The sequence below is a fragment of the Pseudomonas sp. R38(2017) genome (assembly GCF_002112395.1).
In the GTDB taxonomy this organism is placed as follows: domain Bacteria; phylum Pseudomonadota; class Gammaproteobacteria; order Pseudomonadales; family Pseudomonadaceae; genus Aquipseudomonas.
This window is the reverse complement of sequence record NZ_NEHN01000004.1, coordinates 563,071-576,329: the sequence shown is the minus strand read 5'-3', so window position 1 is coordinate 576,329 and position 13,259 is coordinate 563,071. Positions and strand designations below refer to the sequence as shown.

Annotated in this window: 11 protein-coding genes; 3 read left to right on the top strand and 8 right to left on the bottom strand. The window is 61.1% G+C overall.

What is annotated here, in order from left to right; translation table 11 throughout:
• Positions 1-196: 196 nt before the first annotated feature.
• From CAF87_RS12585 to bioB, 8 genes are all read right to left on the bottom strand, one after another.
• Positions 197-2,311 carry a cytochrome-c peroxidase gene (locus CAF87_RS12585; protein ID WP_085731687.1) on the bottom strand — a complete coding sequence of 705 codons (2,115 nt, stop codon included), beginning with the start codon at positions 2,309-2,311 and terminating at the stop codon, positions 197-199.
• A gap of 261 nt (positions 2,312-2,572) precedes the next feature.
• Positions 2,573-4,378 (bottom strand): phenylacyl-CoA dehydrogenase, encoded by a 1,806-nt coding sequence (locus CAF87_RS12580; RefSeq protein WP_085731686.1) that lies wholly within the window; start codon positions 4,376-4,378, stop codon positions 2,573-2,575.
• Positions 4,379-4,653: 275 nt separating this feature from the next.
• Positions 4,654-4,950: a pyrroloquinoline quinone biosynthesis protein PqqE gene (locus CAF87_RS12575; protein ID WP_085731685.1), complete on the bottom strand. Its 297-nt coding sequence runs from the start codon at positions 4,948-4,950 to the stop codon at positions 4,654-4,656.
• A 106-nt stretch (positions 4,951-5,056) separates the two neighbouring features.
• Complete coding sequence (gene bioD, locus CAF87_RS12570) at positions 5,057-5,737, bottom strand: dethiobiotin synthase (protein WP_085731684.1); 681 nt, start codon at positions 5,735-5,737, stop codon at positions 5,057-5,059.
• The gene (gene bioC, locus CAF87_RS12565; RefSeq protein WP_085731683.1) at positions 5,734-6,546 is read right to left on the bottom strand and encodes a malonyl-ACP O-methyltransferase BioC; all 813 of its coding nucleotides are present in this window, start codon (positions 6,544-6,546) and stop codon (positions 5,734-5,736) included. Before bioC ends, bioD begins: the two co-directional genes overlap by 4 nt.
• Positions 6,539-7,270 (bottom strand): alpha/beta fold hydrolase, encoded by a 732-nt coding sequence (locus tag CAF87_RS12560; RefSeq protein ID WP_085731682.1) that lies wholly within the window; start codon positions 7,268-7,270, stop codon positions 6,539-6,541. Before CAF87_RS12560 ends, bioC begins: the two co-directional genes overlap by 8 nt.
• Positions 7,263-8,441 carry an 8-amino-7-oxononanoate synthase gene (bioF, locus tag CAF87_RS12555; RefSeq protein ID WP_085731681.1) on the bottom strand — a complete coding sequence of 393 codons (1,179 nt, stop codon included), beginning with the start codon at positions 8,439-8,441 and terminating at the stop codon, positions 7,263-7,265. The genes CAF87_RS12560 and bioF overlap by 8 nt, the downstream gene beginning before the upstream one ends.
• Positions 8,442-8,508: 67 nt before the next feature.
• Positions 8,509-9,564 carry a biotin synthase BioB gene (bioB, locus tag CAF87_RS12550; protein ID WP_085731680.1) on the bottom strand — a complete coding sequence of 352 codons (1,056 nt, stop codon included), beginning with the start codon at positions 9,562-9,564 and terminating at the stop codon, positions 8,509-8,511.
• A gap of 91 nt (positions 9,565-9,655) precedes the next feature.
• Here bioB and CAF87_RS12545 point away from each other — a divergent pair, with 91 nt between their 5' ends.
• The 3 genes from CAF87_RS12545 to CAF87_RS12535 all read left to right on the top strand — a co-directional run bounded on the left by CAF87_RS12545 (position 9,656) and on the right by CAF87_RS12535 (position 13,193).
• Positions 9,656-10,396 (top strand): ComF family protein, encoded by a 741-nt coding sequence (locus CAF87_RS12545; RefSeq protein ID WP_085731679.1) that lies wholly within the window; start codon positions 9,656-9,658, stop codon positions 10,394-10,396.
• A 58-nt stretch (positions 10,397-10,454) separates the two neighbouring features.
• The gene (locus CAF87_RS12540) at positions 10,455-11,219 is read left to right on the top strand and encodes a TOBE domain-containing protein (protein WP_085731678.1); all 765 of its coding nucleotides are present in this window, start codon (positions 10,455-10,457) and stop codon (positions 11,217-11,219) included.
• Positions 11,220-11,291: 72 nt separating this feature from the next.
• Positions 11,292-13,193 (top strand): PhoX family phosphatase, encoded by a 1,902-nt coding sequence (locus CAF87_RS12535; RefSeq protein ID WP_085731677.1) that lies wholly within the window; start codon positions 11,292-11,294, stop codon positions 13,191-13,193.
• The last annotated feature ends 66 nt before the right edge of the window (positions 13,194-13,259 follow it).

The following is a 13,259-nucleotide window of genomic DNA, read 5'->3' as shown; positions in this document are numbered from 1 at the left end:
GACCGTCTTGGCAAAGAGATGGCATTGTGCCTGCAATGTGGCCAGTTAAGCACACACAATGTGATCCAGATCACAGGCTGTCTCTTTAACGGCCGAATCCCTCGGTTTCTGAGCCTTCAATCAAGGTTTTTTCCTTGGCAAGCATGAAACTTTCGTCATGGCCATCATTCGTGATGGCCATGACGATCATTTCCCCTCAAAGATCGTTGTAGAACGGCTGCAACGGCCCCTCCGCCGCCGGCCGGCCTTCAGCGCCGTAAGGCTTGAGATTGAGCGATGCGTCCGTCGCCTGGCGGGTCGTGACTTTCGGACTGGCCGGGCGCTGGGTCACGGCATTTTCATCGCCGATATGGCCCTGCGGGATCACCAGCGACGGATGATCGAACGGTGCTCGCTCCCAGGCCACGCGCGGATCGGTCAAGCCGACTTCCATGAATTTCACCAGCGCGTCGATTTCATCGGGCGTCAGGTTCAGCGCCGTCATGTCCGGATCGAGGTTGGAAGTGTTATGCTGGTTCACCGCCGGATGCTCGAAACCGCTGGTGTTGTTGGCGTCTTCCCCGCGCCGGTCCCCGCCACGGTTGTAGAACTCCATCACCTGTTTGAGCGTCGAGCGGCTGCCGTTATGGAAGTACGGCCCGGTCAGGGCGATGTTGCGCAGGGTCGGCGTCTTGAACGCGCCGTCGACCGAATCGCGGAAACCGACATTCGGTTTGAGCGTGGCATCGCATGGAATGGCCGCGCTCAATGGCGCCTCGAACGTGCAGACATCGACGTCCAGCGGATCGACCGATTTTCCGCCCTGCAATACGGTATTGTACTGTCGGGTGAACGACCAAGGATTGCCCCACGCATCAGCGCCGCCGAGGGCCAGATCTTCCGAGGTCGGGCGCACGCCGGTGTTGTAGAAACCGTTGTCGTACAGAGTGGTCAGGTTATCGGCCATCACCATCCGTTCGATGCGTTCACGCGGATGCATCAGCAGGCGGCTGGCAGCGTTGGTCAGCTCCGGCCCGCCGTGGCAATTGACGCATTTGCCCTTGCCGAGAAACAGCTTCATGCCTTCGACCTGTTGCGCGTTCATCGCGGTGTGATCGCCCTGCAGGTAAGCATCAATCGGCGCCTGATCGGAGATCAGCGTGGCTTCGTACATCTGAATCGCCAGGCCGAAGAACAGCGGGAAGTTAGCCTCCATCTGGGTGTACGGCGCACCGCCCACCAGAACGTTTTGCGTGGCGTTCCACAGCCGGGGCTGGAAGGCATTCTTGATCAGTTCGCGATAAGTCGGGCGACGTGCGCCGGACACCGGGCCCAGAACCGAATCGGTGGAAGAAATCCGCTGCTGCTTGAGCATCAGCGTGTCGAGCATCCGGCGACCGATGTCGGCAAAGGTACGGCCGCCGCAGGACATTTCCACCGGGCTACCGGGCGGGCCGACGGCTTGCGAGGCGGCTGACGCATCGTTAAGCGCCAGCCTCACTTTGGTGGCAACCGTGCTGCGTTCGCTGGTCACGTAGATCCCGGCATCCGGATCGCGATTGCCGAACGGCGAGAAGCCGTTGAACACGTTGTTGGCCCGGCCGTCCCAGAAGTTGCGCACGTTGAACGCGGCGTTGATCACCGACGGCGCATTGCGTCCGGTGCTGCGGCGAACGTTGATGCCACCGACCTGGAAAATACCATCCGGCTGCTGAGTGCATTTGTCAAAACGTGCCTGATTGGGCTTGACGAAGTTGGCGTCAAACACGCCTTGCGAGCCGACCACGTCGTCTGTCGAGTAAACGATGGGCGAGTTGCGCTCCAGGGGATTGCTCAACACGTGGGTCGGGAAGTCGGTTTTCTTCAGTGTGTAATTCGGACCGCCCTTCCCGCCGGACAATGTCGCGTAGGACGCCACGTCACCGGGAATGTCGGAGGCCACAAACGGCTTGTTGAAAATCGACGCGACGTTGGCGTTGGTGTTGGCCTGGCCGGGGTTGAGCTGGTTGGTGATGCGGTGATCGACGCCGGCATGGTAGTGGCAGGAGGCGCATGCAGTCGCGCCGTCGCTGCCGATCTCCATGTCCCAGAACAACGCCTTGCCCAACAGGATGGCGGCAGAGCGGTTGAGCACGTAGTCGGTCATCAGATCGACCTTGCGTCCGCCTTCGGTCCCGGACGGATCGGGAGGCACCATCCCCCGCAACGACTGCAGCGACGGCACCTCCGGCACGGGAGGATCGACTACGGCTGGGTCGGCGGCCCATGCGCTGTGGACTGACAGCGCGGCGGGTAACCAGAAGGTCAAACGAGCGAGTCGACTGATTTTCATAGGCTTCACCCTGACTGTTGTAGTTAAGTGCCGGGCGTCTTGCTTCTTTGAGCAGGCAGTTCTGGTTAGCACCGGTAATTCGGGCAGTGCAATTAATTGGCCATTCTTCTGGAAACATTTTGAATCAATAAGCGTAAGGGTTCGGCTGAGCAGCGCCCTCATCAATGCTGGGGAATCAGCCCCGGGATTGGGGAAATCCGGGTACAAAAAAAACCGCTGCCCCCGAAGGGGCAGCGGTTTTTTGAAGGACTGCGTTAAGGCTTAGTAGCCCAGTGCGAAGTCTTCTTCTTTCATGTCCATCAGGTTGTTGGCGCCCGACAACATGGTGGCTACGTGCGTACGGGTACGCGGCAGGATGCGCTGGAAGTAGAAGCGCGCGGTTTGCAGCTTGGCGGTGTAGAACGCCTCGTCGGTGGTGCCTGCAGCCAGTTTTTCAGCAGCCAGACGCGCCATGTCAGCCCAGAAGTAGGCCAGGCAGGCGTAACCGGAGTACATCAGGTAGTCCACAGAGGCCGCGCCGACTTCTTCGCGATCTTTCATGGCGGCCATACCGACCTTCATGGTCAGCTCGCCCCACTCTTTGTTCAGTGCAGCCAACGGTGCGACGAATTCTTTGACGGCTTCGTTGCCTTCGTTGTTCTGACAGAACTTGTGGACGATCTTGGTGAAGCCCTTCAAAGCCTCGCCCTGAGTCATCAGCACTTTACGGCCCAGCAGGTCGAGTGCCTGGATGCCGGTGGTGCCTTCGTACAGCATCGAGATGCGGCTGTCGCGAACGTTCTGCTCCATGCCCCACTCGGCGATGAAGCCGTGGCCGCCGTAGATCTGTACGCCGTGGTTGGCGGATTCGAAACCGACTTCGGTCATGAACGCTTTGGCGATCGGAGTCATGAAGGCCAGCAGTGCGTCGGCTTTCTTCTTCTCTTCTTCGTCCACGCCGTACTTGACGATGTCGACCTGTTTGGCGGTGAAGTACACCATCGCACGGTTGCCTTCGGCGAATGCCTTCATGGTCAACAGCATGCGACGTACGTCTGGGTGAACGATGATCGGGTCAGCCGCTTTGTCCGGCGCTTTCGGGCCAGTCAGGGAACGCATTTGCAGGCGATCGCGAGCGTACTTCAGGCCACCCTGGAAGCCGATTTCGGCGTGAGCCAGACCTTGCAGCGCGGTCCCCAGACGTGCGGTGTTCATGAAGGTGAACATGCAGTTCAGGCCTTTGTTCGCCGGGCCGATCAGGAAACCGGTCGCGCCGTCGAAGTTCATCACGCAGGTCGCGTTGCCGTGGATGCCCATCTTGTGTTCGATCGAACCACAGTTCACGGCGTTGCGTGCACCGACGGTGCCGTCGGCGTTCGGCAGGAACTTGGGAACGATGAACAGGGAAATGCCTTTGGTACCGGCCGGTGCATCCGGCAGGCGGGCCAGCACGATGTGGACGATGTTGTCGGCCATGTCGTGTTCACCGGCCGAGATGAAGATCTTGGTACCGGAGACTTTGTAGGAACCGTCGGCCTGAGGTTCGGCCTTGGTGCGCAGCATGCCCAGGTCGGTGCCGCAGTGCGGTTCGGTCAGGCACATGGTGCCGGTCCATTCGCCGGAGACCAGTTTGGTCAGATAGGCTTCTTGCTGCTCTGGAGTGCCGTGCTCGGAGATGGTGTTCATCGCGCCGTGCGACAGGCCCGGGTACATGCCCCACGACCAGTTCGCTTCGCCGACCATTTCGCTGACAGCCAGACCCAACGACTCAGGCAGACCCTGACCGCCGTGCTCGACGTCATGCGCCAGGCTTGGCCAGCCGCCTTCCACGAATTGCTTGTAGGCCTCTTTGAAACCGGTCGGGGTTTTCACCCCGGACTCGCTCCAGGTGCAGCCCTCGGTGTCACCCACGCGGTTCAGCGGTGCCAGCACCTGCTCACAAAACTTGGCGCCCTCTTCGAGAATGGCGTCAACCATGTCCGGCGTTGCCTCTGCGCACGCTGGAAGGCTCTGATAGTGCGCTTCGTAGCCGAGCAGTTCGTCACGAACGAAGCGAATATCACGCAAGGGGGCCTTGTAGTCAGGCATAGCGATAAACCTCTGCTGATGTAACCGGGAATGAACGACCGCATTGATTTGTTGTGACGGTCAAACAGTTGTTTGAAACATACGTTTACGCCGAAATCTTGTCAAGCGTCGATCTTTTGCCATTCGTCATCACATTTTTCGAACACCGGACACAGCAACGCGACATGCGCCCGAACGAGCCATGTGCAATGAAAAAAGATTAGTTGAGGGAGAAGGACTTACAACGAAAAACGCCGCGAACAGTCGCGGCGTCTGGCAAAGCGGGTATCAGAAAATCAGGCGAACGTATCGATGATCGTACCGAGCATTTCATCGGATGCCTTGGCGACTTTCGTGCCCAGTTCCACTTGAAACTTGCCCTGGGCCATCTCGGCCATGGCGCTGCCCGGATCCATTTGCTGGCTGCGATCCACGCCGCGCAGGCGATCGATCTGGGCTTCGGAGGACTGGCTGGTGACCGAACGCTCAATGGTGTTGTTGGCGATCTGGCTGGCAGCCTGATCGACGCGGTTCTGCCCGGTCTGAATGCTGCTCAGACCTGCATAAAAAGCTGTGTTTCCGGAGATTTCCATGGGAGCTCTCATCCTTTGGAAGGATCAATGGGTGCCATTGAACCAGAGGCGTCAGAAAAACACCCGTCAAAAACACTAATGGCACAGTGCCTTGTCATAGCCAAAATCAGTCGAGCAGATCCAGTTGCAAGTGATCGGCGACCGCCTCGGCGCTGACCGCCTTGAGTTTCGGCACCCGCCCGAGGCACGGCGCCGGAATGCGCTCGGCAAGCGTCGCCAGGTTTTCTTCCAGTCGCGAGGTCTTCGGATCGATGATGTTCGCCACCCATCCCGCCAGTTGCAACCCGTCCCGGGCAATCGCCTCGGCCGTCAGCAATGCATGGCTGATGCAACCCAGACGCACGCCCACCACCAGAATCACCGGCAACTGCAACGCAATCGCCAGGTCCGACAGATTGTCCTGATCTGCCAACGGCACCCGCCACCCGCCCGCGCCTTCAATCAGTGTGAAGTCGGCGTTCATCGCCAGAATTTCGCGCATCGGCGCCAGTAGCGACTGCACAGTCAGCGCCACGCCAGCCTCACGGGCCGCCAGATGCGGCGCGATCGCCGGCTCAAACGCCACCGGATTGACCTGTTGATAAGTCAGCGGCAAAGAGCACTCGGCCTGCAACGCCAGCGCATCCGAATTGCGCAGACCTCTGGGCGTCACGATGCAACCGGACGCCACAGGCTTGCCCGCCGCCGTACTCAACCCGGCGGATCTGGCGGCATGCAGCAACCCAGCGGCGACAGTCGTCTTGCCGACGTCAGTGTCGGTTCCGGTGATGAAATAGGCTGCGCTCATAAGGGTTTCTCCAACACGGCGTAGACCACCTGATAAGTCGCCGGCAAGCCCTGCAGCTGACGAAACTGCTCGTAAGCCTCGACCAGCCCCAGAATCCGCGCCCGCCCGGTCAATCCGCCCGGTCGACCGGGGTTCAGGTTATGCGCGCCCAGCGCCTTGAGTTCGTGTGTCAGGCTGCGCACATCCGGGTAATGCAGCACATGTGGCCGGTTCTCCAGACTGACCGTGCGCAGACCACTGGCCGCGCACAATTGCTCGTACCGGGCGAACTCGCGAAAGCGGTTGACGTGCACCAGGCCATCGACCTGACGCCAGCTGTCGCGCAATTCGTACAGCGTCCCTACACAAAGACTAGCAAACGCGAAAATCCCCCCCGGTTTCAGCACCCGGAAGGCTTCGGCGAGCACCGATTCGAAGTCCGCACACCACTGCACGGCGAGGCTGGAAAAGATCAGATCGCAGGTCGAATCCTGCAACGGCAAGCGTTCAGCATCGCCGGCGATGAAGTGCGTGGCCCCGCCCAACGGCCGGGCGTGATTGAGCATGCCTTCGGCAATGTCCAGCGCCAGCCCTTCGTTTCCCGCAAAACGTTCGGCCAGCACCCGGGTGAAATAACCGGTGCCACAGCCAAGATCCAGCCAGCGTGCCGACCGAAAATCCGCCGGCAAACGATTCAACAGCTGCGTACCGACATCACGCTGCAACTCTGCGACGCTGTCGTAGCTGGGCGCTGCGCGAGAAAAAGAAGCCGCGACCTGGCGCTTGTCAGGCAAGCCACCGGGCAGCGCCGCAAGAGACAAATCAGTCATCACCACACTCACTTAAAAACGCCTGGATCGCCCCCGCCACACCGTGGGGATCTTCCAGAAGAAACGCATGGCTGGCCTGCTCGATCAGCCCGACCTCGACATCCGCCAGCAACGCGAACAACTCGCCCGCAGCTTCCGCCGGCACCAGCCCGTCCAGCCCGCCAAACAAATGCAATTGCGGGCCTCGAAACACCTGCAAGGCATTGCGCGTATCGATCTGCGCCAACAACTCCAGACCCGCCATCAAGGCGATCGGTGAAATGTTCGGCGCACCGCCCAGCAACAGTCGCGACAAGCCGCGAGAGTCTTGCGCACCCTGAGCGCACAGCAACGAAAAACGCTTGAGGGTCTGGCGCGGATCAGCACTGCAACCGGCCAGAAACGCATCGAAGGTTTCCCCCGGCATCGCGCTCGGCCACTGGTCATGGGCCACAAAAGAAGGATTGCTCGCCAATGTCAGCAAGCCGCAGCAATGTTCACCACGCCGCGCCGCCAGCTCAGAAGCCAGCGTGCCGCCCAGCGACCAGCCCCCCAGCCAGACGTCCTGAGGAATGCGTTCGTCGAGTTCATCGAGCCAGTCTTGAAGATCGCTGGATTCCAGCTCCGGCAGCGGTTCGATTTCCACCGTCAGGTGTTCATCGAGCCCACGCAGCGCTGCCGCCAACGGCTCCAGCGGGGAAACCCCGAGGCCCCAGCCGGGGAGCAGAATCAGTCGATCACGCATGGCTTGGCTCCGACTTCAGTTGGGCAAAGCAATCGGCCAGTCCTTCTAACAATAGTTGCACCTGCGCCTCGCTGTGGGCGGCGGTCAGGGTGACCCGCAGCCGCGCACTGCCGGCAGGCACGGTCGGCGGACGGATCGCGGTGACCATCAGCCCACGCTCGCGCAGCATCTGTGACAAACGCACGGCGCGACCGGCATCGCCAATCATGATCGGCTGGATCGGCGTGAAGCTGTCCATCAACTCCAGACCGATCTGTTCGGCGCCGTGGCGGAACTGGCGGATCAGCGTTCGCAAATGCTCGCGACGCCAGTGCTCGCTGCGCAGCAGCTCCAGGCTTTTCAATGTTGCGCAGGCCAGCGCCGGCGGCTGGCTGGTGGTGTAGATGTACGGGCGGGCAAACTGGATCAGGCTTTCGATCAACTCTTCACTGCCGGCGACAAACGCGCCCGCCGTGCCGAACGCTTTGCCGAGTGTGCCGACCAGCACCGGCACGTCATCCTGGCTCAAACCGAAATGCTCGACGATCCCGCCACCGTTCGCGCCCAGAGGACCGAAACCGTGGGCGTCATCGACCATCAACCAAGCGCCTTTGGCCTTGGCTTCCCGGACCAGCGCCGGCAGGTCGGCGAGATCACCGTCCATGCTGAACACGCCGTCGGTGACCACCAGCGTATTGCCGGTGGCTTTCTCCAGACGTTTGGCGAGGCTTTCGGCGTCGTTGTGCAGATAACGATTGAAGCGCGCGCCGGACAACAATCCGGCGTCCAGCAACGACGCATGATTGAGCCGGTCTTCCAGCACCGTATCGCCCTGCCCGACCAACGCCGTGACCGCGCCGAGGTTGGCCATGTAGCCGGTGGTGAACAACAGCGCACACGGCCGTCCGGTGAGGTCGGCGAGAGCTTCTTCCAAAGCGTGATGCGGGCCACTATGGCCGATCACCAGATGCGAGGCTCCACCGCCGACGCCCCACTTCGAAGCACCGGCGCGCCAGGCTTCGATCACTTGCGGGTGATTGGCCAGGCCCAGGTAATCGTTGTTGCAGAACGCCAGCAACGGCTGACCGTCGACCACCACTTGCGGCCCCTGGGGGCTTTCAAGCAGCGGTCGCTGGCGATAGAGATTTTCGGCACGACGGGCAGCAAGGCGTGCGGCGAGATCGAAAGACATGCAAGCCTCACGGGTAGCAAGTGAATCAGCAGGCGCTGCCCGAGGCAGCGCCTGAAAGAACGGACGATCAGACTGCCGCGTTGTAGAACTGCTCGCTGCTCTTCTGCTCCACCAGCGCCTGCTCGATGGCGGCCTGATGCACTTCGTCGGCATGTTCTTCGCGGGCTTCCGGCTGAATGCCCAGACGTGCAAACAGTTGCATGTCCTTATCGGCCTGCGGGTTGGCGGTGGTCAACAGTTTGTCGCCGTAGAAAATCGAGTTGGCGCCGGCGAAGAACGCCAGGGCCTGCATCTGCTCGTTCATCGCTTCGCGGCCGGCGGACAGGCGCACGTGGGATTGCGGCATGAGGATGCGTGCCACGGCAAGCATGCGGATGAAGTCGAACGGATCGACGTCGTCGGCGTTTTCCAGCGGTGTACCGGCCACTTTCACCAGCATGTTGATCGGCACCGATTCCGGATGCTCCGGCAGGTTGGCCAGCTGGATCAACAGGTTCGCGCGGTCATCGAGGGACTCACCCATGCCGAGGATGCCGCCGGAGCAGATTTTCATGCCGGCATCGCGCACGTAGGCCAGAGTCTGCAGACGCTCGCTGTAGGTGCGGGTGGTGATGATGCTGCCGTAGAACTCCGGCGAGGTGTCGAGGTTGTGGTTGTAGTAGTCGAGTCCGGCCTTGGCCAGCGCTTCGGTCTGATCTTGATCGAGTCGACCGAGGGTCATGCAGGTTTCCAGGCCCATGGCTTTCACGCCTTCGACCATCTTCAACACGTACGGCATGTCCTTGGCCGACGGATGCTTCCACGCCGCGCCCATGCAGAAACGGGTCGAACCGATGGCTTTGGCGCGGGCAGCCTCTTCGAGGACTTTCTGCACTTCCATCAGTTTTTCTTTTTCCAGCCCGGTGTTGTAGTGACCGGACTGCGGACAGTATTTGCAATCTTCCGGGCAGGCGCCGGTCTTGATCGACAGCAGGGTAGAAACCTGGACGCGGTTGGCGTCGAAATGCGCGCGGTGCACCGTTTGCGCCTGGAACAGCAAGTCGTTGAATGGCTGAACGAAGAGTGCTTTGACTTCGGCTAAAGACCAGTCGTGACGCAGGGTGGCAGTGGTGCTGGCGCTCATGGGCGATTCCTTGGTTATGCTTGGCTTGCGCCTGGGGAAACGGAATACCCACAGGCACGACACGGATGTTCGGCATATTTAAGGAAGAGACATGCACTGTCAACCACATCAAGATAGACCGGTTTACATCTGGTTAAATAACAACCAACACTGTTTGCTGTGCGATGAGCCGACGGAAACCGAAACACCTCTCTGCGTGGCTTGCGAAACCGATCTGCCCTGGTTGAGCGATCAATGCGTAACGTGTGCCTTACCACTGCCCGCTACGGGTCTGACGTGCGGTGGCTGTCTCAAGGATCCGCCCGCCTTCGAACACGTGGTGGTGCCCTGGTCCTATGGCTTTCCGGTGGACAGCCTGATCACCCGCTTCAAGCACAACGCGAAATGGCCGATTGGCCGCCTGCTCGGCGATGTTCTCGGGCAATACCTGCAACATCGCTTCGACGAAGGTCTGCTGCGCCCGGACGCTTTGTTACCAGTGCCATTGGCGAACAAGCGTCTGCGCCAACGTGGATTCAATCAGGCGGCAATGCTGGCGCGGTGGCTCGGCAAGCAACTGGACCTGCCCTGTGAGGAAAACGTCCTGCGCCGTATTCAAGACACCAGCGCCCAGCAGGCACTCGACGCCAAGGCGCGTAAACGCAATTTGCGTAATGCCTTCGATCTTTTGCCAGACGCTCGCATACAAGGTCGGCATCTGGCCTTGGTGGATGACGTGCTGACCACAGGCGCCACCGCCCAGGCACTGGCCCGACTGTTGATGGACGCGGGCGCAGCACGGGTCGACGTCTACTGCCTGGCCAGAACACCGAAACCTGGCGACGCGGCTTGACTCACACGAGCCAAGCGGCCAACTTCCTCCTCCATCAACCCAGCACAAAGCACCCGACATGTCCTTGCCTTCCCTGTTGTCCCAGCACATCGTCCGCCGTCCGCAGCGCATCGCCTTGCTGCAACACATCGCCGAACAGGGCTCGATCACCCGCGCCGCGAAAAGCGCGGGCCTGAGTTACAAGGCGGCGTGGGATGCCATCGATGAGCTGAACAATCTGGCGCAAAAACCCTTGGTCGAACGGGCTGTCGGCGGCAAGGGCGGCGGTGGAGCGAAACTGTCCAGCGAAGGCGAACGGGTGCTGCGTCTTTATCAGAAGCTGCAAGCCTTGCAGGCACAGGTGCTGGAAGCCGCCGAAGACGCCAGCGATCTGGATCTGCTCGGCCGTTTGATGCTCAGGACCAGCGCGCGTAACCAATTGCACGGCAAGGTCGTCAGCATCGAGCATCAGGGCCGCAATGACCTGATCCGCCTCGAACTGGCCGAAGGCCTGTGCATCGACGCGCAGATCACCCACGACAGCACCGTGCATCTGGAGCTGCAACCGGGTACCGAAGTCGTGGCATTGATCAAGGCTGGCTGGCTTGAATTGTTGGCCAGCGGACAGGCCGCAACATCTGGTCACAATCTTCTCGAGGGCACCCTCGAAGCAATTCTCGACGCCGAGGACGGCCCCAGCGAAGTGCGCATCGCCCTGCCCAATGGCCAGACACTCTGCGCCCTGGCTGAGCCACTGCACCTGCGCACCCACAAACTGACCGTCGAACAACCGGTGCAGGTGCAGTTCTCGCCGTCCAATGTGCTGATCGGCACGCCGCTTTAGCACGGGCTCCTGCAACAAAAGCGTCATCGCCTCTCATTAAGGTGGCTGCCAAAACCAAGCAGGAAGCCTGATGTGAGCCTATTAGAAGAAAACCAATCCACTGACCTGGAAAAAATGGTCGGCCTGAGCCGTCGCGGTTTCATCGGTGCCGGCGCGTTGTGCGGCGCGGCGATGTTCCTCGGCGGCAGCCTGTTGAGCCGCAGCGCGCTGGCCACCGGTGTCAGCGCCGGTAACAGCCGCCTGCTCGGCTTCGACAGCATTCCGGCCGCCACCACCGACGTCATCAGCCTGCCCAAGGGCTACAAGTCATCGGTACTGATCAGCTGGGGTCAGCCACTGCACAAGAACGGCCCGGCCTTCGACCCGAGCGGCAACGGCACCGCGGCTGCACAGGAAGTGCAGTTCGGCGACAACAACGACGGCATGAGCCTGTTCGCCTTCCCGGACGACAAGAATCGCGCCCTGATGGCGATCAACAACGAATACACCAACTACCGCTACCTCTACCCCCATGGCGGCCAGCCGCAATCGGCGGAAGACGTACGCAAGGCCCTGGCCTGCGAAGGCGTGTCGGTGATCGAAGTGGCGCGCAAGAACGGCCAGTGGCAGTTCGTTCAGGGCTCGCGTTACAACCGCCGCATCCACGGCAACTCGCCGCTGCGTATCAGTGGCCCGGCTGCCGGCCATGAGCTGATGAAAACCAGCGCCGACAAGCACGGCAAGAAAGTCCTCGGCACCTTCCAGAACTGCGCCAACGGCAAGACCCCGTGGGGCACTTACCTGACCTGCGAAGAAAACTTCACCGACTGCTTCGGCAGCAGCAACGCCCAGCAGCAATTCAACCCGGCGCAGAAACGCTACGGCGTGACAGCCGCCAGCCGCGAGATCAACTGGCATCCGTTTGATCCACGCTTCGACATGGCGAAGAACCCGAACGAGATCAACCGCCACGGCTGGGTGGTGGAAATCGACCCGTTCGACCCGCAATCGACCCCGGTCAAACGCACCGCCCTCGGTCGCTTCAAACACGAAAACGCCGCCCTGGCCGAGACCGACGACGGTCGCGCCGTGGTGTACATGGGCGACGACGAACGCGGCGAGTTCATCTACAAATTCATCAGCCGCGACCGCATCAACCACCGCAACGCCAAAGCCAACCGCGACATCCTCGATCACGGCACCTTGTACGTGGCGAAGTTCGACGCGGGCGACGGTAACCCCGACCACCCGAAAGGCCAGGGCCAGTGGATCGAGCTGACCCACGGCAAGAACGGCATCGACGCCAGCAGCGGTTTTGCCGATCAGGCCGAAGTGCTGATTCACGCGCGTCTCGCCGCCAGCGTGGTCGGCGCCACGCGCATGGACCGCCCGGAATGGATCGTGGTCAGCCCGAAAGACGGCCAGGTTTATTGCACCCTGACCAACAACGCCAAGCGCGGCGAAGACGGGCAACCGGTGGGTGGGCCGAACCCGCGCGAGAAAAACGTCTACGGGCAGATTCTGCGCTGGCGCACTGATCGCGACGATCACGGTTCGAAGACCTTCGGCTGGGATCTATTCGTGGTAGCCGGCAACCCGAGCGTGCACGCCGGAACGCCAAAGGGCGGCTCGTCGAACATCACCCCGCAGAACATGTTCAACAGCCCGGACGGCCTCGGTTTCGACAAGGCCGGACGGTTGTGGATCCTCACAGACGGCGATTCCAGCAACGCCGGGGACTTTGCCGGAATGGGCAACAACCAGATGCTCTGCGCCGATCCCAAGACGGGCGAGATTCGCCGGTTCATGGTCGGACCGATCGGTTGTGAAGTCACCGGGATCAGTTTCTCGCCGGATCAGAAAACCCTGTTCGTCGGGATTCAGCACCCGGGCGAAAACGGCGGTTCGACCTTCCCCGAGCATTTGCCGAACGGCAAGCCGCGCTCTTCGGTGATGGCGATTACCCGTGAGGATGGCGGGATCGTCGGCGCCTGATTCTGCGACGCGCTGATCGTTCCCGTGCCCTGCACGGGAACGATCCCACTCAAGACACCCCGTCTG